Source organism: Zeaxanthinibacter enoshimensis, from assembly GCF_004362865.1.
In the GTDB taxonomy this organism is placed as follows: Bacteria; Bacteroidota; Bacteroidia; order Flavobacteriales; family Flavobacteriaceae; genus Zeaxanthinibacter; species Zeaxanthinibacter enoshimensis.
The window spans coordinates 1,105,510-1,129,671 of sequence record NZ_SNYI01000001.1 but is presented as its reverse complement, the minus strand read 5'-3'; the positions used below and the strand labels follow the sequence as shown (position 1 = coordinate 1,129,671).

General features: G+C 48.1%; 26 protein-coding genes. 10 read left to right on the top strand and 16 right to left on the bottom strand.

Annotation, left to right across the window (positions count from 1 at the left end):
- Nucleotides 1–20 precede the first annotated feature (20 nt).
- Nucleotides 21–920, bottom strand: a complete 900-nt coding sequence (locus CLV82_RS04965; RefSeq protein WP_133643175.1) for a DMT family transporter — start codon at nucleotides 918–920, stop codon at nucleotides 21–23.
- Nucleotides 921–1,009: 89 nt separating this feature from the next.
- Here CLV82_RS04965 and CLV82_RS04960 point away from each other — a divergent pair, with 89 nt between their 5' ends.
- Nucleotides 1,010–1,444 (top strand): hypothetical protein, encoded by a 435-nt coding sequence (locus CLV82_RS04960; RefSeq protein ID WP_133643174.1) that lies wholly within the window; start codon nucleotides 1,010–1,012, stop codon nucleotides 1,442–1,444.
- On the opposite strand, the gene CLV82_RS04955 is transcribed toward CLV82_RS04960, so the two are convergent.
- Genes CLV82_RS04955 through mutY form a run of 5 tightly spaced genes read right to left on the bottom strand, consistent with a single transcriptional unit; the run spans nucleotide 1,445 to nucleotide 5,819 of the window.
- Nucleotides 1,445–2,383: a pyridoxal-phosphate dependent enzyme gene (locus CLV82_RS04955; RefSeq protein ID WP_133643173.1), complete on the bottom strand. Its 939-nt coding sequence runs from the start codon at nucleotides 2,381–2,383 to the stop codon at nucleotides 1,445–1,447.
- A 3-nt stretch (nucleotides 2,384–2,386) separates the two neighbouring features.
- The gene (gene gldD, locus CLV82_RS04950; RefSeq protein ID WP_133643172.1) at nucleotides 2,387–2,947 is read right to left on the bottom strand and encodes a gliding motility lipoprotein GldD; all 561 of its coding nucleotides are present in this window, start codon (nucleotides 2,945–2,947) and stop codon (nucleotides 2,387–2,389) included.
- Entirely contained in the window at nucleotides 2,934–4,265 is a 1,332-nt protein-coding gene (locus CLV82_RS04945) for a gliding motility-associated protein GldE (RefSeq protein WP_133643171.1), read from the bottom strand. Before CLV82_RS04945 ends, gldD begins: the two co-directional genes overlap by 14 nt.
- Before the next feature lie 24 nt (nucleotides 4,266–4,289).
- The gene (locus CLV82_RS04940) at nucleotides 4,290–4,757 is read right to left on the bottom strand and encodes a single-stranded DNA-binding protein (RefSeq protein ID WP_133643170.1); all 468 of its coding nucleotides are present in this window, start codon (nucleotides 4,755–4,757) and stop codon (nucleotides 4,290–4,292) included.
- 15 nt (nucleotides 4,758–4,772) lie between these two features.
- A complete protein-coding gene (gene mutY / locus CLV82_RS04935; RefSeq protein ID WP_133643169.1) occupies nucleotides 4,773–5,819 on the bottom strand; it encodes an A/G-specific adenine glycosylase in 1,047 nt (348 codons plus the stop codon).
- Between the two features lie 124 nt (nucleotides 5,820–5,943).
- Between mutY and CLV82_RS04930 the strand changes: the two genes are divergently transcribed.
- The 4 genes from CLV82_RS04930 to CLV82_RS04915 all read left to right on the top strand — a co-directional run bounded on the left by CLV82_RS04930 (nucleotide 5,944) and on the right by CLV82_RS04915 (nucleotide 11,002).
- Nucleotides 5,944–6,234, top strand: a complete 291-nt coding sequence (locus tag CLV82_RS04930; protein ID WP_133643168.1) for an HU family DNA-binding protein — start codon at nucleotides 5,944–5,946, stop codon at nucleotides 6,232–6,234.
- 249 nt (nucleotides 6,235–6,483) lie between these two features.
- On the top strand, nucleotides 6,484–8,031 hold the full coding sequence (locus tag CLV82_RS04925) for an Rne/Rng family ribonuclease (protein ID WP_133643167.1): 1,548 nt from the start codon (nucleotides 6,484–6,486) through the stop codon (nucleotides 8,029–8,031).
- Nucleotides 8,032–8,119: 88 nt separating this feature from the next.
- Complete coding sequence (locus CLV82_RS04920) at nucleotides 8,120–10,504, top strand: alpha-L-rhamnosidase-related protein (RefSeq protein ID WP_133643166.1); 2,385 nt, start codon at nucleotides 8,120–8,122, stop codon at nucleotides 10,502–10,504.
- 24 nt (nucleotides 10,505–10,528) lie between these two features.
- Nucleotides 10,529–11,002, top strand: a complete 474-nt coding sequence (locus tag CLV82_RS04915) for a regulatory protein RecX (RefSeq protein ID WP_133643165.1) — start codon at nucleotides 10,529–10,531, stop codon at nucleotides 11,000–11,002.
- Here the strand turns inward: CLV82_RS04915 and CLV82_RS04910 are convergent.
- From CLV82_RS04910 to bioA, 4 genes are all read right to left on the bottom strand, one after another.
- Entirely contained in the window at nucleotides 10,999–11,889 is an 891-nt protein-coding gene (locus CLV82_RS04910) for a cupin-like domain-containing protein (protein WP_133643164.1), read from the bottom strand. The genes CLV82_RS04915 and CLV82_RS04910 overlap by 4 nt on opposite strands.
- Before the next feature lie 64 nt (nucleotides 11,890–11,953).
- Nucleotides 11,954–13,045 carry a biotin synthase BioB gene (bioB, locus tag CLV82_RS04905; RefSeq protein ID WP_133643163.1) on the bottom strand — a complete coding sequence of 364 codons (1,092 nt, stop codon included), beginning with the start codon at nucleotides 13,043–13,045 and terminating at the stop codon, nucleotides 11,954–11,956.
- Nucleotides 13,046–13,120: 75 nt separating this feature from the next.
- Nucleotides 13,121–14,293, bottom strand: a complete 1,173-nt coding sequence (locus CLV82_RS04900; RefSeq protein ID WP_133643162.1) for a beta-ketoacyl synthase N-terminal-like domain-containing protein — start codon at nucleotides 14,291–14,293, stop codon at nucleotides 13,121–13,123.
- Nucleotides 14,293–15,561: an adenosylmethionine--8-amino-7-oxononanoate transaminase gene (bioA, locus tag CLV82_RS04895; protein ID WP_243744145.1), complete on the bottom strand. Its 1,269-nt coding sequence runs from the start codon at nucleotides 15,559–15,561 to the stop codon at nucleotides 14,293–14,295. The genes CLV82_RS04900 and bioA overlap by 1 nt, the downstream gene beginning before the upstream one ends.
- A 67-nt stretch (nucleotides 15,562–15,628) precedes the next feature.
- Here bioA and CLV82_RS04890 point away from each other — a divergent pair, with 67 nt between their 5' ends.
- The gene (locus tag CLV82_RS04890; protein WP_133643160.1) at nucleotides 15,629–17,113 is read left to right on the top strand and encodes an ArnT family glycosyltransferase; all 1,485 of its coding nucleotides are present in this window, start codon (nucleotides 15,629–15,631) and stop codon (nucleotides 17,111–17,113) included.
- Nucleotide 17,114: 1 nt separating this feature from the next.
- On the opposite strand, the gene bioD is transcribed toward CLV82_RS04890, so the two are convergent.
- The 3 genes from bioD to CLV82_RS04875 are packed head-to-tail and all read right to left on the bottom strand — an operon-like array spanning nucleotide 17,115 to nucleotide 19,289.
- Nucleotides 17,115–17,732 (bottom strand): dethiobiotin synthase, encoded by a 618-nt coding sequence (gene bioD / locus CLV82_RS04885; protein ID WP_133643159.1) that lies wholly within the window; start codon nucleotides 17,730–17,732, stop codon nucleotides 17,115–17,117.
- Nucleotides 17,729–18,118, bottom strand: coding sequence for a putative signal transducing protein (locus CLV82_RS04880; RefSeq protein WP_133643158.1), 390 nt, complete (start codon nucleotides 18,116–18,118; stop codon nucleotides 17,729–17,731). The genes bioD and CLV82_RS04880 overlap by 4 nt, the downstream gene beginning before the upstream one ends.
- On the bottom strand, nucleotides 18,108–19,289 hold the full coding sequence (locus CLV82_RS04875) for an aminotransferase class I/II-fold pyridoxal phosphate-dependent enzyme (RefSeq protein ID WP_133643157.1): 1,182 nt from the start codon (nucleotides 19,287–19,289) through the stop codon (nucleotides 18,108–18,110). Before CLV82_RS04875 ends, CLV82_RS04880 begins: the two co-directional genes overlap by 11 nt.
- A gap of 75 nt (nucleotides 19,290–19,364) precedes the next feature.
- Here CLV82_RS04875 and CLV82_RS04870 point away from each other — a divergent pair, with 75 nt between their 5' ends.
- Nucleotides 19,365–19,913 (top strand): GNAT family N-acetyltransferase, encoded by a 549-nt coding sequence (locus CLV82_RS04870; RefSeq protein ID WP_133643156.1) that lies wholly within the window; start codon nucleotides 19,365–19,367, stop codon nucleotides 19,911–19,913.
- 58 nt (nucleotides 19,914–19,971) lie between these two features.
- Nucleotides 19,972–20,493: a 5' nucleotidase, NT5C type gene (locus tag CLV82_RS04865; protein ID WP_133643155.1), complete on the top strand. Its 522-nt coding sequence runs from the start codon at nucleotides 19,972–19,974 to the stop codon at nucleotides 20,491–20,493.
- 79 nt (nucleotides 20,494–20,572) lie between these two features.
- On the opposite strand, the gene CLV82_RS04860 is transcribed toward CLV82_RS04865, so the two are convergent.
- From CLV82_RS04860 to CLV82_RS04850, 3 genes are all read right to left on the bottom strand, one after another.
- On the bottom strand, nucleotides 20,573–21,163 hold the full coding sequence (locus tag CLV82_RS04860; RefSeq protein ID WP_243744144.1) for a lipid-binding SYLF domain-containing protein: 591 nt from the start codon (nucleotides 21,161–21,163) through the stop codon (nucleotides 20,573–20,575).
- Nucleotides 21,164–21,387: 224 nt separating this feature from the next.
- Entirely contained in the window at nucleotides 21,388–21,873 is a 486-nt protein-coding gene (locus CLV82_RS04855) for a hypothetical protein (protein WP_133643154.1), read from the bottom strand.
- 133 nt (nucleotides 21,874–22,006) lie between these two features.
- Nucleotides 22,007–22,618, bottom strand: coding sequence for a TetR/AcrR family transcriptional regulator (locus CLV82_RS04850; protein WP_133643153.1), 612 nt, complete (start codon nucleotides 22,616–22,618; stop codon nucleotides 22,007–22,009).
- Between the two features lie 71 nt (nucleotides 22,619–22,689).
- Here CLV82_RS04850 and CLV82_RS04845 point away from each other — a divergent pair, with 71 nt between their 5' ends.
- Nucleotides 22,690–23,142: a cupin domain-containing protein gene (locus CLV82_RS04845; protein WP_133643152.1), complete on the top strand. Its 453-nt coding sequence runs from the start codon at nucleotides 22,690–22,692 to the stop codon at nucleotides 23,140–23,142.
- Between the two features lie 13 nt (nucleotides 23,143–23,155).
- Nucleotides 23,156–23,953 (top strand): DUF5602 domain-containing protein, encoded by a 798-nt coding sequence (locus CLV82_RS04840; protein ID WP_133643151.1) that lies wholly within the window; start codon nucleotides 23,156–23,158, stop codon nucleotides 23,951–23,953.
- Nucleotides 23,954–24,162: the final 209 nt, after the last annotated feature.

Here is a 24,162-nt window from a genome sequence, read left to right as displayed (position 1 = left end):
GACACAGCTGATATTAAGGCTCAGGCAGCACCGGATCCGCTACTGCTTTTGCGTCGGTTCACGAGGTAAACCCCGAAAAGGATCACCGCCGCCGCCAGGAGCTGCCACAGAGAAAATCGCTCCCCGTCCAGCAGGCCCCAGATTACGCCGACAACGGGGATAAGATATGTTACAGAGACCGAAAACACCGGGGTTGAAATATGGACGAGCTTATTGAACATCACTTTGGCAAAGCAGGTGCCTACCACGCTGAGGATAAAAACATACCCCAGGGAACTCAGGAAATATTCACCCGTAGTAACCTTGGTACTGAAAGCCCCTGAGAATGCAAGTACGACCAGGGAAGGCAGCAGCACCACGGCAAAATTCCCGGCGGCAATGCCCATCGGGCTTACCCCGGACAGCTTGTTCTTAATGATGTTGGCATTAAAAGCATAAAAGACAGTTGCCAGGATCACCAGGCCGGCATACCAGTAATTCTGTCCCGGGTTAATATCGGCTCCTATCCCCACCAGCATGGCAGCCCCCACGAGACCTATGATCACCCCAATTACCTGGTTCCTGTAAAAGGGTATTTTGAAGACAATATACCCAACGAAAATGGTAAACAAGGGGACAAGGGAATTCAGGATAGAGGCAATACTGCTGTCTATTTCGGTTTCCGCAAAGGCAAAGAGGAAGGCTGGGAAAAAGCTCCCGATAAACCCCGACAGGGCCACCCATTTCCATTCCTTCTTTCCTATCTTCCGTAGAGAGCGGTAACCGAACAGCAATAGGAAAGTCGCCGTCATCACCATTCTCACCGAACCCAGCTGGATTGGAGAGAAGCCTTGCAGGCCTTTTTTAATAAGGATATACGAGGTTCCCCATATGACCGATAATACGACCAGATAAAACCATCTCCTGTTTACATCACTCATAGGGAACATTGAAAGGCCTCAAAAGTCTGGTTTTTTGTTGAAATATATGCCCGGTTATTTATTAATTTTAACATTCAAAAGATGATACGATGCTAAAAACACTGCAAATTCCTCTACTTCTCATATTTCTCCTTGTTCTCGGTTGCAAGGATCAGGAGAATACCAAAGATTCAGACGCGCGCATGCAGCAGGTCATGGAAATTCACGATGAAGCGATGCCAAGGATGGGTGAGCTCAGTAAGTTGGTCGGGGAGATGAAATCCAGGATCGACTCAACGGAAAGGGGGCAGGAATATGCCGAAGCCATGGAAGAACTGCAGGAAGCGCACCAGGATATGATGGACTGGATGCAGAATTTCGGAGATCGCTTTGAACCGGACGAGATCATCAATGGAAAAGAATTGTCCGAAGAAAAAAAGGAATGGTTGCTGGAAGAAGAAGAAAAGATCAAAGCGGTAAGGGAAAATATTAATTCGAGCATTAAAATGGCCCGCGAATTACTGGAGACTGATACAATACAGTGATTAAAAGGGCAGGTTCTCCAGGTCAACATTACCGCCGGAGATAATGATCCCGACCTTCTTGCCTCTCAGCTCTTCTTTTAACTGCAGGGCTGCGGCGAAGGGAACTGCGCAGGAAGGTTCTGCCGTTATCTTGAGTCGCTCCCAGATGAGGCGCATGGCCGGCACGATATCATCCTCCTCCACTCTTTCTATAGCACTGACATATTTCCTGATGATGGGGAAATTAATGTCCCCCAGCATAGTACGGAGTCCATCGGCTACCGTATCTGCAGTCTCATTGCTTTCGATTTTCCCGCTATGGAAGGAACGGTAGGCGTCATCAGCCTTCATAGGCTCTGCCCCTATAACCCGGCAATTTTTTCCGAAAAAGTGAGCGGAAAGTGCTGTTCCGGCCACCAGTCCTCCCCCGCCGACGGGGCACAGGATCACCTCCAGGTCCGGGTAATCCTGCAGCAGCTCGGTAGCCGCAGTACTGTTCCCGAGGATCACGTTCATATCATTGGAAGGGTGGATAAAAGTTGCGCCGGTCTTTTCTTCTATTTCTTTAGAAAGGGATTCCCTGGCCTGCAGGTTGGGATCGCAATCATACACTTCACCCCCGTACCCGATCACCGCCCTTTTCTTAACCGCCGTGGCAGTTCTTGGCATTACGATATAAGCTTTCACCCCCAGGCTTTGAGCAGCCAGGGAGAGCGCCTGGGCAAAATTGCCCGAGGAGTGGGTTACCACTCCCTTTGCACGCTTTTCTTCGGGCAGCTGCATGATAGCCTGGATTGCCCCCCTCATTTTAAAAGCTCCCATCCGCTGGAAGTTCTCGCATTTAAAATACAAGCTGGCACCCACCATCTGGTTCAGCAATCGTGATGTTAGCACCGGGGTACGGTGAATATGGGGAGCAATGGTCTTATGACATTCCAAAAGTTCTTCAGCCCCTACCATATCCTATTGCCATTTCAGGGTTTCCATGATTTTCCGAATATCTTTCTGCAGGTAAACTGCTGCCGGGTAGATCGAATCGTAATTCGGTTTGGCGTAAAAATAAAGGGAGCCCGTCACAAAATGATCGGTACTGTCTGTTACATAAAATTGTGCCTGGGAGGCAGCATTCCCCCTGACCTCGTAAAACATCCCGTATACCCGTTGATCTTTATTCACAAAGGGTTGCTCCAGGATATTATCAGCTTTGACCACATGTTCATAAGAAAGCTTCTGGGCGTCAGTGAGCAAGGATTGCAGGTTGTCTTCTACCTTTTTATAGGTGATGTAGATAGCTCCTTTCATCCGGGGATAGTCCAGGGTGAGGGCACAACCAGGACCCACTTCCAGTTCTGCCCTGCTGTTGTATTCAAAACCGTAAGGACAATCTCCCTGCCACCCGGACATTTTTGCTTCCGGGTAACTCAGCCGTAACATTGCCCTTGGTTTAGGCAATGGCTCTTCCCCGCAGCCATTAAGGAACAACAGGGCTATGAATATTAGGCTGGCATTTCTAAGTAGTGGCATGGGGAATAGTAACTTTAATTTGTTTCAGGCGTTTCCTGTCCAGGCTTTCTACCACGAACTTGTAGCCGTTAAAATGAACAGATTCACCTCTCTTCGGAAAACTGCCTGCTATTTCCAGGACGAAACCGGCAATAGTCTCTGATTCTCCTTTCTGTGCTTCAAATTCATCTTCATGTTCTATCCGGGCCACCTTGTAAAATTCCTTTAAGGTAGTTTTTCCATCGAATACGTAATTGTGCTCATCCAGTTTGGAGAAGATCAGGTCTTCGTCATCGAATTCATCGCTGATATCCCCGACGATCTCTTCAATAATATCCTCCAGGGTTACGATCCCGGAAGTTCCACCGTATTCATCCACGACCACGGCCAGGTGATTCTTTTTGGACTGGAAGTCGAGCAGAAGATCATCCAGCTTCTTATTTTCCGGGACAAAGAAGGGCTCTCTTATCAGGGAAAGCCAGTTAAAGGTCTTCCGCTCCAGGTAAGGCAGCAGGTCTTTTACATAGAGCACCCCGATTACATTGTCCATATGTTCTGAGAACACGGGGATTCGCGAATAACCATGAGCTTTTATCTCGGCCAGGACCTCTGGGAATTTCATCGATTCAGAAAGGGCAAAAATATCTATCCTCGGGCGCATCACCTGCTTGGTGTCTGTATTTCCGAAAGTCACAATGCCCTCCAGGATGCGTTGTTCCTCCTTGGTCGTATCTCCTTCAGAAGTAAGTTCCAGGGCCTGGGAAAGATGGTCGATACTGAGGTTCGACTTCTGTTTTCCCAGCTTCCGGTAGAGGAAGATGGTTCCTGATCTCATGGGCAGGCTCAGGGGACTGAAGACAAAATCGAGCACCCTTAAGGGGTAGGCCATAAAGTGGGCGAAATTGATCCTGTTCCTGTTGGCGTAGATCTTAGGCAAAATTTCACCGAACATAAGGATCAGGAATGTGGCAATTACCACGTCCACGATAAATCTCAGGGAAACGACTCCAAAGATCATGTAAGTGATTCCGGAAAAGATGTAATCACCAATGATATTAAAGAGAAGTACGATCCCGATGTTGATCGCGTTGTTGGCGATCAGGATGGTCGCCAGCAGTTTCTTCGGGCGATCCAGCAGGTAAACCACGATATTCCCCCGGGTAGTCTTCTTTTCCGCAATGTCATTGATATCCGTGGCAGAAAGTCCGAAATAAGCTACTTCTGCACCAGAGATAAGGGCAGAACAACCCAACAGCGCCACCAACAGGATACTCCTGGCTATTAAAGCGGGTTCTACGGCTATTTCACTTAAAAATATACTTAAGGGGTCAGGATCCAAATGTCAAGTTATTAGTTTGCAATACTAGAATGGCAGATCGTCCTCTTCTTCCTGTTGTACAGGCCTTGTATCCGCAGGTCTTTCTGGCTGGTTTCTCTGCTGACCCTGGGTAGTCGAAGCCTGTGCCCCACCTCCCTGGTTTGGCATCCCGCCTTCTTTGGGAGTGAGAAAAGTAAAATCCTGTACCTGGATCTCCGTAGAATAACGGGTCTGGCCGTCTTCTCCCTGCCATTGCCGGGTCTTTAGCCTTCCCTCTACATAAATCTTATCCCCTTTACTCAGGTATTTCTCACATATTTCGGCGGCTTTGTTACGCACTACGATGTTATGCCATTCGGTAGTGGTGACCTTTTCACCTGTCTGCCGGTTGGTATAGGATTCGTTGGTAGCGATCGGGAACCTACCAATGCAGTTACCTCCTTCAAAATAATGCATTTTTACTTCATCTCCCAGATGCCCGATCAGCATCACTTTATTCAATGTTCCGCTCATAATATTAATCTTGGTTCAAAAGTACGAATTTTTAAGTGTTTTAATATAATCTGCGATCAGTACCGGTACAGGATATTCGTCCAGTTCTTCCAAGGGTATTCCGCGCTCTAACTCCCCCGGAATTTCAACACGCCAGAAACGGGTATGGAGGTGCTGGTGACTTAATTTATGAACGATGGGTTCCTCGTTTTCCAGGGAGACTGAGGAGAGATCATAACCGGGCAGGGTTTCCTCTACCTTATTATATATAGACTCCTGTTCCAGTATTTCCTGGGATTCTACCAGCGGGAACTCGTACAGCTGTTGCCAGATCCCTTTGTCTTCCCGTTGCTGCAACCTGGTATTACCGTGTTCATCGAGGAGTACCAGGTAATTAAAATACCTATTTCGAACTTTAGATTTTTTGAGCTTTACAGGCAGTTCTCCGACCTGGTCTTTTTGCAGGGCGACACAGGAATTGTTGAGGGGGCAGGTATCACAGCCGGGGTTCCGGGGGGTACATTGCAAAGCCCCGAACTCCATCAGTCCCTGGTTGTATTCCGCGGCCCGTTCCGGGTCCATAACCTCCCGGGCCAGTGTTTTAAAATATTTCATCCCCTCCGTACTGTTCACGGGGAGGGTAACCCCGAAATAACGGGAGAGTACCCGGTAGACATTCCCGTCTACCACGGGTTCAGGACGATCAAAAGCAATAGAAGCAATGGCACTCGCAGTGTAATCACCTACCCCTTTCAGCTTTTTGAGTTCCGGGTAGGTATCAGGGAATTTTTCACCGTAATCATAGGTGATGGTCCGCGCTGTAGCATGGAGATTCCTGGCACGGGAATAGTACCCGAGTCCCTGCCATAACTTTAACACTTTTTTTTCACTGGCTTCTGCCAGGTCGCGAACCGTCGGGAAATGTTCCAGGAACAACTCGTAATACGGCAGTCCCTGCGCTACCCTGGTTTGCTGTAGCATGATCTCCGAAAGCCATATTTTATAAGGGTCCCGGGTATTTCGCCAGGGCAATTCCCTTTTATTTGCCCTGTACCAGTCTATTATTTTGGAAGAAAAATGCATGTGCTGGGTATAAAGAACAAAAGTAACGGTTTAAGGACTTAATATTAGTTTGTTAAGACGAAAGAACGAATTTAATTTATATATTTGCATCCCTTTAAAAACACATAGAAAATTAATTTTTGCAATGACGAAAGCGGATATCGTATCGAAAATCTCAGAAAAGCTGGGAATTGAAAAAGGAGACGTACAGGCGACGGTAGAAACGTTTATGGAAGAGGTAAAATCTTCACTGGAAAACGGTGATAATGTATACCTTAGAGGATTCGGAAGTTTTATTGTCAAAACCAGGGCTGAAAAGACCGGAAGGAACATCTCCAAGAATACTACCATAAAGATCCCGGCCCACAACATCCCGGCATTTAAACCTGCAAAGGTTTTTGTAGAAGGAGTAAAAAGTAACGTTCAAGTAAAATAATAACCTTTTAAAAGTAGAACTCTATGCCGAGTGGTAAAAAAAGAAAGAGACATAAGGTGGCTACTCACAAGCGTAAGAAACGCAGAAGAGCCAACCGACACAAGAAAAAGTAGTTTTCATAACTACTTTTTCGCTTTATACGTTCATTGACATAGAAATTCCAAAAGGATTTCGACGGGTTAAATACAACCTGCAACAAATATTGTTTAACCATTCATCCCAATTCGGGGTGGATATAAATTGATTCAGGTGAATAGAGAATTAGTCGTAAGATCCAATTCCAATGCCGTCGATTTTGCCTTACTGAAAGATGGAAAATTAATAGAACTACACAAAGAAGAGGACACCAACAATTTTAACGTGGGCGACATCATGATCGCCAAGATCAGGAAGCCGGTTACCGGTCTGAATGCAGCATTCGTAAATGTTGGCTATGAAAAAGATGCCTTTTTGCATTACCACGACCTGGGACCACAGTTGGCCTCGATGTTAAAATTTGTGAAAGCTGCGAGTACGGGGAAGCTTAAAGACTTTTCCCTGAAGAATTTTCCATTCGAAAAAGATATTGATAAGAATGGTAGCATCAAGGATGTTATCAAAGCGAATCAATCCCTACTGGTTCAGATAGTAAAAGAACCCATTTCCACCAAAGGACCAAGGATCAGCTCCGAGCTTTCGATAGCAGGGCGTTACCTGGTTATGGTCCCTTTTTCAGATCGTGTCTCTGTTTCCCAGAAGATCGGTAGTAAAGAGGAGAAAGACCGACTTAAAAGGCTTATTAAAAGTATTAAGCCCAAGGGATTTGGAGTGATCATCAGAACCGTGGCAGAAGGCAAGAAAGTCGCCGAGTTGGACAAGGACCTTCAGAATTTGCTGGATAAATGGACAGCAATGTGTAAGAAATTATATAAAGCGCCCACCCCATCCAAAGTCCTGGTAGAAATGAATCGTGCTTCCTCTATACTGAGGGATGTTTTCAACGACAGTTTTACCGGCATACATGTGGATGATGAAACGCTTTATAACCAGATCAAGGATTATGTTCTGGAAATCGAGCCCGAAAAGGAGTCTATTGTAAAACTGTATTCGTCACCTGTCCCGATTTTTGAAAAATTCGGAATAGATCGCCAGATCAAAACTTCCTTCGGCCGAACGGCTTCTATGAGTAAAGGTGCTTACCTGATCATAGAACACACAGAGGCATTACATGTAATTGATGTCAATAGTGGGAACCGTTCTAATAAGGCCAAGAACCAAGAGGACACTGCCTTCGAGGTAAACCTGTTGGCCGCTACTGAAATTGCAAGGCAATTGCGCCTTCGCGATATGGGCGGGATCATCGTGGTGGATTTTATCGATATGGTAAAATCGGACCACAGGCGAAAACTGTTCGATCACCTCAGGAACGAGATGAAAGACGACAGGGCCAAACACAAGATCTTGCCTCCGAGCAAGTTCGGCCTTATACAGATCACAAGACAACGGGTACGTCCGGAAATGAAGATCAAAACAACCGAAGCCAACCCCAGTGGTAATGGCCAGGAAATAGAAGCACCCATTGTGCTGATAGAAAAGATCAACGTTGACCTGGAGCGCCTATTAAAAGGTGCCGGGAAAGACAAAAGTATCACATTGAACACCCATCCGTTTATTGCGGCATACCTGACCAAGGGCTTCCCTTCCATACGTTCTAAATGGTTTTTAGAGCACAAGAAGTGGATAAAGATCCAACCCCGGGATGCGTATACGTATCTCGAGTACTGTTTTAAAGACAAAGAAGGTCAGACCCTTAACTAAATTAAAAGCGATTCCCATAACGGGAGTCGCTTTTTTTTTGCCTTAAAATCACTAACTTAAATCCTGATCTTTTAAGTTTTACCAACCCATGAAATCCCTGTATTTCTTTACTTTTCTTTTCCTGTTCCTGGGATGTTCCCCCGGGGAGAAGAACAAAGGTCAGCTGACCGGTATACTGCAGGACTTACCGTCAATTGAAGGCCGGGCAGAATACATCTCTTCCCCTTACGTCACTGCAGGCGATCGAGTTTATATGGTAGGGCAGCAGGACGGAAGTTTCCAGGAAATAGGATGGCACATCAAAGGCGAGATGGGGGGAATCTGGAATCACCCTGTAAAATTAATGGACGGCTTTTCTGCCCGATTGATCCATCAGGGAGATTCTCTATCGCTGGAGAAGGCAGATCGGTTTGTGAATTACCCTATGGCCAATGTCCTGGAATACTATCCGGAAGCGATTCCGATGAAAATAAAACGTCTCCAGGTAGTCCCGGATGGAAAACAAGGAATAATAATTCAGTATCTCTTCTCAAATTCGGGAAACAAAGACCTGGAATTCGATTTTGAATTCACTGCTTTTTCTGACCTTCGACCCACATGGCTGGGTGAGGAAACAGGTATGCATGACACTCTTGATATCGTAACATTTGAAGAAAATCTGGCGATATTCAAGGACCAGGCGAATCCCTGGTTCAGCGTGGTAGGCTCAGAGAACAGAGCCAGGGAATTGCGTGAGACCCATACACATTATTCCAGGCAGGGCGCCGCTGCAGCGTTAGTGTACCCGCTTAAGGTAAAAGCCGGGGAAGAACAAATACTTAACCTTGTGATAAGCGGGTCGTACAATGGGAAAGAACAAGCCCTGGAAACCTTTAATGAAATTCGGGATCAGGTGGTCTCTCTTGTTACTACCAAGAAAAAGCGATACCAGCAGCTTGCATCCCGATCCAAACTGAATATTCCCGATTCCTCAATTGCCGAGGCCTTTGAATGGCTGAAATACAATTCGGATTGGCTGGTAAGAACCGTACCCGAGATCGGGACAGGTATCACGGCGGGCATTCCCGACTACCCTTGGTGGTTCGGGGTCGACAGCGAATATGCCCTGAAAGGATATATGGCTATCGGGCAGTGGGAGCCGGCCTTACGAACCATTTCCCTGCTGGACAGTGTGTCCGAGGCTGAGAATGGCAATGGGCGCATCATTCACGAGATGTCTACCAATGGCAAGGTATTTAATCCCGGCAATATAAATGAAACCCCACAGTTCGCCTCCCTTATCTGGGAAACCTTTTTATGGACCGGAGACCGGGAATTCCTGGAGAAATACTACCCGACTGTAAAGAAAGGCCTGCAATGGCTGATGGACGAGAAGGATACCAATAAGAATCTTTTCCCCGATGGGTTCGGGATGATGGAGATCCACGGGATGGACAGCGAAATGATAGACGTGGCAGTCTATACTCAAAGGGCATTTGAGGACGCAGCACAGATGGCGGTCGTAATGGGGGACTCCAAGGTTGCCGCATATTATCGTGATCTGGCCGAAAAACTAAAAACCAAGATCAATAATGAATTCTGGTCCGAAGAATTTAAGTCTTATGCCGATTTTATTGGAACAGACGAGCAGGCCTTGCGATTGATCAAAGATGCGATCATCAGGGCGGATACCCTGAACAAACCCTGGGCCATTGAAGAATTAAAACGCACCGCAGAAAAAATCAGGAACTCACCCTCCGATAAACCCCGTCCTTTTGTACTACATCACAACTGGGTAGTTAACACTCCAATGGAAATGAAGGTAGCCGATTCTCTCAAGGCCATCCAGGCACTGCAAACTGCGGAAAAATTTGTAAATCCTTATGGCGTATTTGTAACAGGAATAGACCGAGATGAAAGCGCAGGGAAAGAAGAGGGTTCCTTTAAAGGGAGTAAGGTCTTTTCTTATACAGGGGCCGTTATGACCTTACCTACAGGGGTACAGGCAATTGCCGAGAATAACTACGGACGCCCCGAGATGGCTTTGGACTACCTGAAGCGAATGACCCGTACCTTCAGTTATGCCCTTCCCGGCAGCATGTACGAAGTATCCCCGGATTACGGGATGATCGTCCAGGCATGGAACATCTATAGTTTTGCGATCCCGATCGTTCAGCAATTCTTTGGCGTCCGGCCCAGGGCACATGAAAAACTGGTTAAGGTGACACCCCGGATGCCTGAGACATGGTCTGATGTATCCCTTATGAATGTGGCAATCGGGGATAATACCATTTCAGTATATTATACCAGGAAAGACTCCCTGGAAACCCTGACCGTTACCCAGGAGAATCCGGGGTGGACAATAGAGTTAAACCTCCCGGGTCCCGGAACTATTGAACTTACAGAGGGGACTGGGGAAACATCGGTTAGAGCAGATTCGGTTTTATACAGGAGTAAAAGTCAAAAAGTTACCCTTAGAAGGAAAATCCCGTGAAATGTCTTGCTAAATTTGTGGCCTATGTATTTTTCACGTGCAACTTACACCCTGGACGAAGCCAGGAGCAAGATAGAAAGCTATTGCGCCTACCAGGAACGGTGCCATAAGGAAGTGCGGGAGAAACTCCTTAAGATGAATATGATCCCCGAGGCCATAGACCAGATCATAGGACACCTGATACAGGAGAATTACCTGAATGAAGAGCGTTTTGCCAAAGCCTTCGCAAGGGGAAAGTACCACCAGAAATCATGGGGAAGGGTTCGTATCCGGATGGAACTCAAACAAAGAGACATCTCGGAATTCATAATCCGCGAAGCTTTAAAAGAGACCGAGGAAGGATACGAAGAAACGCTGCACGCCCTGGCCCTGAAAAGGCTGGAACAGATCCGGGAGAAGAACCCCCTGAAACGAAAAAAGAAACTGGCCGATTACCTGTTATACCGTGGCTGGGAATCCCACCTGGTCTACGAGAAACTAGGGGAACTTATCGGTTAACCCGCCTGCTCGCTATGTTCCAGGACCTGTAAATGCTCATGGGTTCTCCTGATAGCTTCCTCGTTCTTCCAGCGGATCCATTCTTCCCCTTTAAGTTTGCGCATCATCGCGTCATAATACCGCATCCAGACCACATTATACAGTGCTTTTCCCAGGTTCTTCGGGCGTAAGGGCAATGCTCTCAGGCTCATGGAAAACCCTGCATCCAGGTAGCGCATATAGTGCCAGTACCCTTCCGGCATATATAGCACTTCCCCGTGTTGAAGGGTGGTGCGATGTCCGCTGGCGTGTTTCAGGGCCGGCCAGTGATCCAGGTCCGGGTTGGAGAAATCTATACTCTCATGGGTGATCAGGGAATGAGGCACCTTGTATAAGTACGGGGTCTGGGTCTGGGGAAAGAGAATGCACTCTTTCTCACCTTCAAAATGTACGTGGAAGATGTTCCCCAGGTCTATATCATAGTGCATAAAGGTGTAGGCATCCTGTCCGCCAAAGAAAAGCATAGGCAGGCTTTTTAAAAACGGTAGCCCCAGGTCAGGATAACTGAAGTCCTGCTGCAGGGCAGGAACCTCTTTGAGTAAATTCCATAAAAAAATGCGGTACTGGGTGGGCCCTTTTTTAAGAAGATCGATGTACTCATCCATTCGCATCTTGGCGTGCGCCTGGTTAAAACCATCTTTATGACTCACCGGCCGGTTGTCATATAACGGCACCTCTTTTGACCCTGCTATATCCCGGATGTATTCCAGGCTCCACTTATGGTAAGCGGGCCAATCGGATACCAAACCCTGCAGCACCACAGGTTTCTGCGGTTTGTAGTAGTCCCTTATAAACGCTTCCTTACTGATAGAAGCAACTTTTGGTATCTCTTGTAGGTTCAAAGCCAATCTGGTTCTTTAGCCTGTAAAGTTATAAAAGCTGCAGAAGCTGAACCGGTATATTAACGATAACTTAAGAGCGCCTGGCCTTAGCCTTGGCCTCCTCGTTCCGTTCTATCTTGTGCCCGGGACGTGTCCATTTCGGTTTTTCTCCCAGGGGTTGCAGCACCGATTCCTCCTGTTCTACGGTCTTAGGCTGTGGTGCTTTTACAAAAGCCTGCTGGGGTTTCAGTCCCAGGAGTTTGAACATTTCCATGTCCTCGTTCACATCGGGGTTAGGTGTGGTAAGCAGTTTATCCCCGGCAAAAATCGAATTAGCCCCGGCGAAGAAGCAAAGTGCCTGTCCTTCACGGCTCATATTAGTTCTACCCGCAGACAGCCTTACCTGGGTCTTCGGCATTACAATGCGGGTTGTGGCCACCATACGGATCATATCCCAGATCGGCACGGGTTCCATGTCTTCCATCGGGGTCCCCTCTACCGCTACCAGGGCGTTGATTGGGACCGACTCAGGCTGGGGGTTAAGGGTTGCCAGGGCAACCAGCATCCCTGCCCTGTCCTCGAGTTTTTCGCCCATCCCGATAATCCCACCGCTGCAAACGGTAACATTACTTTTCCTGACATTGTCTATGGTTTTCAGACGGTCTTCAAAAGCACGCGTAGAAATAACATCCTTATAGTAATCCTCGGAGGTATCCAGGTTATGATTATAGGCATATAACCCCGCCTCGGCCAATCGCTGGGCCTGGTTCTCGGTAAGCATACCGAGTGTACAACAAACCTCCATGTCCAGCTTATTGATGGTGCGCACCATTTCCAGGACCTGGTCAAATTCCGGCCCGTCTTTCACGTTTCTCCATGCTGCTCCCATGCACACCCTGGAACTTCCCGAAGCTTTAGCTCTGAGTGCCTGTGCTTTTACATGGGAAACCGTCATCAGGTCGTTCCCTTCTATATCTGTATGGTACCGGGCAGCCTGCGGGCAGTACCCACAATCTTCCGGGCATCCCCCGGTCTTTATGGAGAGCAGGGTAGAAACCTGAACTGTATTGGGATCGTGGAATTCGCGATGAACATTTGCGGCGCGAAACAGCAAATCCATCATAGGTTGGTTATAAATCTCAAGAATTTCCTCTTTGGTCCAATTGTGTCTTTCCGCGCTCATACATCTGTTTTATGTGCCAAAAATAGCCTATAAAGATCACATTTTCCAAGAAAGGGCAACAATTTGCAATGCAGGTCAGGGAGTTTGCGGTCTTTGCAACAGTATGCTTACGGCGTTCCCTCCAAATCCAACGGCATTCACAAGGATGTACTTTAAACGACCGGGAGATGACATATTCCTGAGGTATGGGACTGGGATCCACTGCTGGTGCTGCAGCATAAGGAGGGCCAGTTCTATACTCAGCATGCCGGAGGCTCCGAAAGTGTGACCTATCTTCCATTTATTGGAGGTCAGGGCAGGGAGATCATTGCCGAAAACACTTCTGATGGCATTATATTCTGCCAGGTCCCCTTTCCGTGTGCCTGGGGCATGCATTACCACGGCATCCACTTCAGAAGGATCAATACCGGTTATGGCCATCTTCATAGAGCGCTGGAAACACAGGGCATCGGTAGAAAGGGACACGCTGTGCTGCAAGGGTTCGGTGGCGTACCCTATTCCTGCAACGACGGCCAGCGCATTTTCGACAGCCCCTTTTTCCAGGCAGGCCATGGCGGCTCCTTCGCCCAGGATCATGGTATTCCTGTTTTTGTCCAGTTCTAATGCCCTGCAGGGATATAGTTCTTCGCCTCCCAGGGTCGAATAGATCTTCAGTGCTTTCATCTGCGCCAGGGTGAATGGGGTCAGGGAAGCCTCGCTCCCCCCTACCAGGAATTTTCCGGCCATCCCTGCCTGTAGCCAGGCTACACCATTGAGAAACGCGTGCAGGGCGGTAGAGCAGGTAATGGAATGGGAGATCTCCGGGCCTTCAGTCTGCAGGTCATGTGCCAGCCAGGACGATATATTGCCCAGGGTAGTTGCCGGGGAGGCCTGGGTACTGCTTTGACCATCGCGCAGGAATTCCTCATGGTATCGTTCAAATAACCCGGTTGCGCCCCGGGATGAACCGACATTGATCCCAAAATTATCGCCCTTTTTCCAGCCTGCCCTGTCCGCAGCACTCCTTGCTGCCAGCAGCGCATACAGAACGCTCTCGTCCAGGGAGCGGTAAAAGGGGGATTCGAGCCGAATATTAGCCACAGCCTCCAGGCCTTCGCCGGTAAGAGGCGCGACCCACATCTTTTCCTGCCCAACATCCCGGAAGTTGAAAAAAGCTTTCTCGTCCAGGTAATTATTCCAGATCTCCTCCTGGTTTTGTCCAAGAGGAGATACGGATGCTATGGCTGTAATAGAAATAGGTTCTCTCATCAGAATAGATCCAGTGCAGTTCTGATACTGTCATAGACAGTCATCAATTGTTCTTCAGTGATCACGTAGGGGGCCAGGATATAAATGGTGTTCCCCAGGGGTCTCAGGAATACCCCCTGTTCCATGAAATGCCTGTACAACCGATCCCTGAGATCCCCGTATCGCTCCATGCTGGCATCGAGGTCCAACGCAAGGATCACCCCGCATTGCCTGACATCTGCCACCCTTGGATGGGACTGTAGTTCCCGGGCGAACCCCCTGTGGCTGTCAATAACCCGTTGTATATTTTGCTGTATCTGCTCAGACCTCAGCAATTCCAGGGCCGCCAGGGCTGCTGAACACGCCAGGGGATTAGCGGTATAGGTATGACCGTGAAAGAAACCTTTCCCCAACTCATCGCTGTAAAAAGCATCGTATATCTCCTGGCTGCAAGTGGTTGCGGCCATAGGCAGCAAACCGGCGGTCAAAGCCTTGGAGAGGCAGATAATATCCGGTTGGGTATCCATATAAAGGGAGGCAAAATGTTTACCTGTCTTGCCAAAACCTGTCATCACCTCATCCGCAATGGTCACTACCCCTTTCTTTTTCAGTAAGGCCAGTACAGGTTCAAGACACTCTGCCTTGTTCATCTTCATGGCAGCTGCGCCCTGCACCAGGGGCTCATACACAAAACCGGCGATATCCTGTTTTTCGAGGCGCTCTTCTAACCGCGCCAATACTTGTTTCAGGTTATCTTCAGTCGGGACCGGCAACCGTTCTACTTTCAGAAAAAAATCTTCGAAGGGACCGTTGTAGACGGAAAGGCCTGAAACAGACATAGCCCCGAAAGTATCCCCATGAAAACCATCTTCAAAAGCTAATAATACAGGTCTTTTCTCTCCCCGGTTAAAATGGTACTGCAAAGCCATCTTAATCCCGATCTCCACGGCGGTAGAGCCATTATCAGAATAGAAGACCTTAGCCTGGTTCTCCGGTAAAACCTGCAGTAATTCCTCTGCCAGCTGAACAGCCGGGGCATGAGTAAACCCACTGAATACCACCTGGTCGAGGGTCGACATCTGCGATGCCACCCTGGAGGTTATGCGGGGATTGCAATGACCATACATACAGGTGTACCAGGAAGAGATCCCATCGATGTAAGACCTGCCTTGCATATCGTAGAGCAGGCAACCTTCGGCCCTGGCAATGGGGAGCATTTCCGGGTTCCGCTTGTGTTGGGTCAGCGGGTGCCAAACGAACTTCTTATCTTTTTCCGAAATATTTTTCAAAGAGACCGGATTCACAGCAAACGTCTTTTTTCTATCTTGCAAAGATGGGAATAAAAATAGTGACCACATGCTAAAAAAGGCGCTGGAGCGGCTGCAACCTGACTATCAGAGGCTCAGTCACGGGTCTGTTTTTACCATATTATGCCTGCTTTCCTTTTTTATCCGCCTTCCCTTCTTCTTCAGGGATTATATTGACCGGGATGAAAGTACATTTATCCTGGTTGCACAGTCCTGGGTCGATGGGCATTTACCCTACACCGAGCTATGGGACCTGAAACCCCCGCTGGTCTACTTCTTTTTTGCTTCTGTGATATGGATATTCGGCAAGAGTTTTATCGCCATCCGGATGTTAGGGGTGCTGGCCGTAGCGGGAACTGCATACTTCAGTTACCGGATCGGCAAACAGTTCAACGGCACAAAAACAGGAGTCTGGGCAGGGATCGGAACCGTTTACCTGCTCAGTCTTTTCGGAAGCCTCCAGGGGGTTATGTCTGAACACCTGAGCATGCTTTTCATGGTTCCGGCCATATTTCTCCTGATACAGCCACACAGGTGGTGGACCGTCCTGTTATCCGGGATCATGTTCGGGCTTGCTCTAATGACCAAGCTCAACCTCGCTTACGCGGTTTTCCTGGTGGGCCTGTTCTTCATTTATGAAACCTGGCGGAGTGCAGGCTGGAAAAGAGCCGGCGGCTCCGCCTTCCTGTTGGGAGCCGGAATACTACTGGTCATTACTGCCACTTTTCTCCCCTATAACCTGGCCGGGCAAGGAGCCTTGTGGTGGGATTCGGTCTTTATGGCCCCCTTAGCCTACTCCGAGAATAAAAAAAGATCACTGCTTACCTTTCTTCCCCTCATCCTGGTCATGGGAGCGTTCCTGTACGCTGCTTTTAAAAAAGGCTGGCTCAGTAGCAGGCAGCCCGGGATATTATTACTGATCATGGCCCTGGCAGGAGTACTGTTCTCTTTTATGAAAGTTGGAAGGATCAACGGGCATTACCTTATCCAGTTTCACCCGCTATTCCTCGTACTGTTAGCAGTGGTGGCCAGCAGGGCCCTTCCAGGTCCGCGAACTACAATAAAAAAGGCTTTCATGGTATTATTGATTCTCCTGCCCGCCGAATCCTACCTGGAATATGTGGCCGTGACCAGGCATAAGGCAGACAAGGGCACTTTTTACAACGGCGAAGGTATAAGTGTTCCCCGCTGGCTGAAGGAGCAGGGGTTAGAAGATGAATCCACCTTATTCCTGGAATACCACATTGGGTACTGGCTGACAGACCAGCACCCGCCGACGAAATCGGCCACACATCCCAGCAATATCTGCAGACCGGAGCTTTTTCCCTTTTACAATAACCCCAGGGATACTGCTATGGAAGAAATCCGATACCTGATGCACAGCGTAAAACCCGGGATCGTGGTCGTGAGGAGGGGGAAACCCATATTTGACAAAACGCTACCGGAAGAAAACCATTATATGCAGACATTCCTGGATTCCCATTACCGGGTCATCGGCAGTGTTGAGGGAGCGGATATCCTACAGCGCAAATAGATCAGAGAGCCGCCAAGGCAGGACGGAACCGTTCTGCATAGAAACTTATCCTGGCTTTATCAAAGGAACTTTCTTCGTCGATACGGCCCAGGTAAGTAGCCCCGCTTTTTTTAAGAATGATCTCTTCGGTACTGGGATGCTCGGCCCCACTGAACATAATGGCAGGCCTTAGCCCGCGCTGCTGTAGTTGGTATAGGGTCAGCAGGCTGTGGTTAATACTTCCCAGGTAATGCCGGGATACCACCACTACGTTGTAATGGGGCTTGATCAGGTCCAGGATAGTATCCTCGTCGTTGAGGGGCACCAGGATCCCGCCGGCTCCTTCAATGACCAGGGTATTCTCTGTTTCCGGTTCATGAATATCTGTAAGTCTGATATTTATCCCATCTATGGCAGCAGCAGCGTGCGGGCTCATCGGTGATTTCAGGGCGTAAGCATTAGGGTGGATAACGGTCTTCTGGTTAGAGACCAGGTCGCGGATACGGTGACTGTCCGATTGGTCCAGGTCACCGGCCTGAACGGGTTTCCAGTAATCCGCCTGCAGGGCTTCAGTAATGATGGCAGCAGCTACGGTCTTACCGACCTCTGTCGAGATACCTGTTACAAAGATTCGTTTCATTGAGGATCGGGTTTAGTGATCATCTGGCAGTTTAAACATCGGTATTTAACGGGTTCCAGGAACGGAAACAAACGATGGAATATTTTTTTGCGGCTGTAATAGACTTCAGATCTCTGGGCTTTACAATTAGGGCAGGTGATCAGGTTACCCTCCTTATCCCTCGCATAGCTGCGGATCTCGTCATAGATCTCCATGGCGCGCTCCCGGTCCGAGGCATATACCTGCAATTTAACACCCCCTATGGCTGCACTGATCAGGGGATCCGTGGCAAGGATGGTCTCATCTTTAAGAAATACAGGGATTCCTTCGTATTCCAGCTTGGCCTTCACGATCTGTACGTCTGCCACGTACTCAAAAGTCCCTATGGTAATTAACCTATCCCCCATGATTCCTGACAGAAGCAGCAAGTTTATGCAATACTTCCTTTATTTCTTCTTCTGTATTATAACTGTGCAGGCAGAACCTCAGCCGCTCCTGTCCCCGTGGTACCGTAGGTGACATTATGGGACGGACATCAAAACCTCCTTTTTGCAACTCGCCCGCCACTGCTTTAACCCGGTCATTCCCGGGAAGCAGGCAGCAATGGATAGCTGAAGTACTCGGTATGAATATGTCTGCTATTCCCTGGCACTGTTGTTGTTCCCTAAAATAACGAATGTTTTCCTGAAGTTCCCATTGTTTTTTCTGACCATCCCGGGTTTCCATGAAATGATAGGAAGCCAGGACAGTCGCTACGGAATGGGGAGGTAAAGCTGTGGTATAGATAAAACTGCGGGCAAAGTTCAACAGGTAGAGCCGTAATTCTTCCGGCCCGATGACCGCTGCACCGTGAGCACCTATGGCCTTGCCAAAAGTCAGGATCCTGGCAAATACATCGAATTCCGGGTCAGCAGCAGCAACCATGCCTCCCGCCTGTTTCCCGCAAACCCCGACAGCATGGGCTTCATCAACGATCAGCCGGCAGTTGAGCTCCCGGCATAATCCTGCCATTTGCTGCAGGTCGGGGCTATCCCCATCCATAGAGAATACGGATTCCGTGACTACGTAGATCTCGTTCTCGTCTTCTGACCCGGGAGTGCTGAGCTTCCTGGCTTTCAGAATTTGGCTGCGGAGATCTTCAAGGTCATTATGCGCAAATTTGTAACTCCTGGCGAGGCCCATCCGGATCCCATCCCTGATACTGGCATGCGCAAATTCGTCAAAAAGGACGATATCCCCTCGCTGGGGAACAGCAGAAAAGAATCCTGCATTAGCGTCGTAACCAGAATTGAACACCAGCGAGTGCTGCCCGTAATACTGGTCCAGGAAATCTTCCAGTCTCTGGTACAGCTCGTGGTTTCCTGACAGTAACCTGGAACCGGTAGCTCCGTTAACACTGGCATCGCTATCTTTTACCATCTGGGATGCCCAGGTATGGATAGCTGCATGCCTCGCAAAGCCGAGATAATCGTTAGAATAGAAGTCGGTCCGCCGCTGTGGCTGCTGTAAGTTTCTTAAAGCATTTGAAGACTTTCGGTCAGCCAGTTTACGGCTTAATTTTTTCGGAAAAATTCCCATGAGCTCAAAGGTAGCATATCCTGAAATTAATTAGTAATTTCAAATATGGAAACTACCTCCCAAAACAGGCAAAAAATGGGTATTATCTACAGGCAGGCCCACAGTGCTGACCAGTTGAAACAGATACTGGAACTGCAACGTGAAAACCTAGTAGAAGGGCTGACTGAAGAAATTCGTTCAGCTGAAGGTTTTGTGACCTTAAAGCACAGCCTCGAACTATTGGCGCACATGAACGCGGTTTGCCCGCATATTGTTGCCCTGGACGGCGACAAGGTCATCGGTTATGCCCTTAGTATGCATCCTTCGTTTTCCGAGGAGCTGCCCCTGATCCAGCCGATGTTCAAACGTGTAAAGGCCTTATTGCCGGCCGGCAGCCGGTTTATGGTCATGGGCCAGGTCTGTATTGCCAAGGACTACCGAAAGAAAGGGATTTTCCGGGGACTGTACCACCGCATGCAGATCGCCTTGAGAAATGATTTTGAATGGATCATTACAGAGGTCGACGACAGGAACCAGCGGTCCCTTAATGCACACTACGCCATCGGCTTCAGGGATATGGAGGTATACGAATCTGATGGGCGCACCTGGCACCTTATCCAACTACCCACTGCAGCAGCTTCCTGATTCCCAGTTATTTCAGGAATAGCATAAATATTACGATCTTTGCAAAAAATTCAGATAGATGATCTTATACCTGGACATGGACGAAGTATTGGCAGATACTTACGGTGCGCATATTGAAATATACAACGAAGAATTTGGAGAGAGCCTGACGAAGGAAGATTGTATGGGTCGCGAGGTATGGCAATGTGTCCCCCAGGCAAGGCAGCAGAGTGTAAAGGACCATGCGCGACAGGATGGATTTTTCAGACCGCTGAAACCCATTGAAGACAGTATCCGTGTTGTCCGGGAGTTACAGAAGAAACACGAGATCTATATCGCATCCGCGGCCATGCAGTTCCCGAACAGTTTGCGGGAGAAGAGCGACTGGTTGGATGAATATTTCCCGTTCATCCCGTGGCAGAACAGGATACTGCTGGGTCATAAACACATCCTGGATGGGGATGTCCTTATCGATGACAGGTCTTATAATCTCAAAAATTTCAAAGGGCGCGGTATGTTATTCACCTCACCGCACAACGTGCATGAAAACCATTATGAAAGGGTAAACACCTGGCCGGAGATCGCCGGTTTGTTGCTTTAATTAAAAGAAAAAGGCCGGACCCATGCGACCAGCCTTTCCCCAGTCTTGTACCAAGACAGGTTAGTATGATAATTGTGTATTACTTCCTGTAATCATCTTCGTCATCTTCGTCATCATCGTCACCATCCTTAGCGGCATTTCCAAAGTCGTGGTAATCAAATCGCTGACCACCTACAGAGGCATCTGCCATAAGTCCGGCTTTAGAATGAGTGAAGACTTTTACACCATCATCATACTTTGCCGAATAGGATTTCCCGCTTTTCAAAGCCACAGCTGATACCCCGGCTGAAAATTCGAAATCCTCGTGTTTAAAGCTATCCAAGTCTTCCTGGGTTTCAAAGAATATCGCTTCAATGATCGATGCTCCGCCTGCCTGTAAGCCGACGGTCAGTTTCTTAAGGTTAGCCACTCCTATGGCTTGCCCGTTTTCAAAGACAATCCCATTACCGGCGGCTCCACCAACGATAAATCCACCCTTCCCTACATTCGGGAAAATGACATATCCTGCACTATTATCAAAATACACCTGTATATCAGGATTAGTGGATAATAATGTTTGTTTTGCTTTTTCAACATCCTTCATTAATTCGGCATCTTTATCAGACTGTGCCAGCCCGATAGCACCTATCAGTAAGGCGGTAATTATAATAATGTTCTTTATCTGTTTCATGATAATCTGGGTTTGAGTTAATAATGATAAAATTACCCATAGTCTCATGGAAAGACCGTCGTTATCCATCAAATTATTGGCGGGTAAAATGAAGATTTCATATTATTTTTCCTACAAGTTTTGCAGAAAGAATTCAGTACTCAGAATCATGGGGTACGGACACCGGGAAATGGACATCCCGGGTGAATTGTGAGGGTATGGGATCAATATAAAAAGACCTGGGTTCAGGGGGAATAAGGTTTGCCGTTAATATAGACCTGGCCTCCCAATTCCAGGATGGTGTAACCAAACCAACCTTTCTCGTTCTTTTTCCAGGTTTCTTTATGTCTTTGGGTAGTGAGCACGGTGTCCAGGGTAACCCCGTCCCTGCGGAACATCAGCCGTTCCCACCGCTGGGAATTAAAAACAAAAATACTGTCCCTGCCGGAGAACTGTATACTGTCTATAGTTACATCAATGTACAGAGTACTGTCTATGATCTCCCAGGCCTCTAAAGCGTATTGACGTTGCTGCTCCCTGCTGATGACTTCCCCGTTCTCGTCATATATTACCAGGTCTTCCGGCAATTGCTCCATATAAGTATCTATATCTTTATTGCGGGTAGCAATGACCCCGTCACGAACTTTCTTCCGGACAATTTCCCGGATCTCTTCTTTTTCCGGCTCAGAGAATACGGGCTGAGTTTCCTGCCGGCAGGAAGTGACAACCATACTATGACAAATTAGTATTGTTAAACCCCCGATTATCCTCCAGCTGATTCCCATAGTTCTAAAATTAATGAAACCTCTTTAGAACAAGGACGGGAGATACAGGGGTTTGTGGCAAGTATCTTATATAAATACGTCAGGCAGATTCTTTCATATCAGCCTGAATCCCTTTGAGGATCATTTCCAAGCCCCACCTGAGGGTGTGACTGATCTTATCCGAGGCAAGTCCGCAGACATCCTTCCCGGTCATGATGGCATCTACCATCAGTATGGCCGAGATATTCTTAAGGTTTTCAAGGGTCTCCTCGTCCATCTCCCCTTCATAGGTGGCCATCAAAGTCTCCAGGGCCGCTATCCTGCGACCTCCGCGGAGTTTTTTCTTAGAAGCTAAAGACTCTTGGAGAACAGCACTCAGGTACTGCCGGAAAACAGGTTCATGGGTCAGGGTAAGTTTATTAAAATATTCCTGTATATAGAGAAACCCTTCGTCTATGGTTTTACTGGCAACTTTTTCTGCCAGCTCTTCCGGGGAAACATAATGAATATCCAAAGAAGCTTCGATGATGAGTAAGTCCACGTTCGGGAAATACCGGTATATGGTGGCGCGCGAAATACCTGCCTGCCGGGCAACTTCCTCCAGGCTAAGCTTTTTCTTGGCTTTCATAATCTCTCTTGCCGCCTCCAGGATCTGGGACCGGGTTTCCAGCTTCTGGCGAACCCTTCCCTCTTTTAATGAAACTTTGCTCATGAGACAAATGTCTCAAATAATTTGTTCTAATCAAAAATAAAATATACTTTTATGAGACAAATGTCTTACGAATGAAACAGGAAAATGCATACTGGGTGTTGGGCCACAAGGTGGAACCGCACCAACCATCAGGAGATTACGATATGGTAGTGGGAGAAACACCTAAAGGTGTTCCCGGTCCACCACCGCACCACCATGACAAGTACAATGAAGTATTCTTTGTCCTGGAGGGACAAATGGACTTCATGGTAAACGGGAAAGTACAGCGATTAAAGGCAGGGGAATCTATTGATATAACCCCCGGAACCGTTCATACCTTTTCTAACTCCGGCGACAAAGCTTGCCGCTGGTTGAACCTACACAGCCCGAAAGGGTTTCTCTCATTTTTTGAAGCTTTCGGGGTGCCCCAGAATGAAGAGGGTGCCGTAGAACGTTCGGCAAAACCCGAAGTTATCCGGGCAGTGATAGAAAAATGTAGTCATTACGACATGCACCTCGCTCCCCAACCGGCTTCTTCTACTTAATCCTGATCATACTATGAAATATTTAATGTCGTTGCTTTTCGTACTCTTCCTGACCCTTGCGTGTACCAGTGATGACGACCCCAGCAACCCCGGGCCCGGCCCGGATCCTGAATTTTCTGTATACAAAGGCAGTGCGATTAATATCGGTAACGGGAAAGCCTGGAGTTTTATAAGGACCGATAAACAAAAACGCCCGCTTTCCATCGGGATACAATTTGATGCCGAAGCCCTGGAGGGTTTACCCACAGGTTCACCCCACGGGAACGAATTTGTACTCCCATTACCTGCTGAGATAGCAGTTGCGCCCTATGACCATATTACAATGGACTGGAACGAACACGGACATGAACCCGAGGGGGTGTATGATGTGCCGCATTTCGACTTCCATTTTTACTTTATCAGCATGGCAGAAAGAGATGCGATTACCCCTGATGAGACTGCTAAATTCAATGAGGCACTTCCGGCCCGTTACCTGGCCGAGGATTACCTGGAGACAGAAGGTGGAGTGCCGCGCATGGGAGCCCATATCATTGACCTGCGTTCTCCGGAGATCGCCGGCACAGGGCCCTTTACCCATACTTTTATTTACGGTAAATACGATGCAGAGATCAATTTCCTGGAACCCATGGTCACCGTAAGTACCCTGGATGCCAATGTGGATATAACCCAGGATATAAGAACCCCGGCCGAATGGCAAAAAACGGGATACTACCCTGACTCCTATATTATATTTTATGACGAAGATTCCGGCCTCTACGAACTGGCACTGGAGAACCTCAGTTACCAGGTAGGCACCGCGATCAATAATTAGAGTGCATGGACGGGTCCGCCCGGCCATCAAAACAACCCCTCATTGAACGATCCTTCGGGGGAGGGATCCGGGATGGGGGGTTTAGTGGTTTGAGGCCTGCCAGAGGCACGCAGGTTCGAGGTTTGAGGTTTGAGGTTTGAAGTTTGCGGTTTGCGGTTCGCAGTTCGCAGTTCGCAGTTCGCAGTTCGCAGTTCGGCACATAAGCTGTG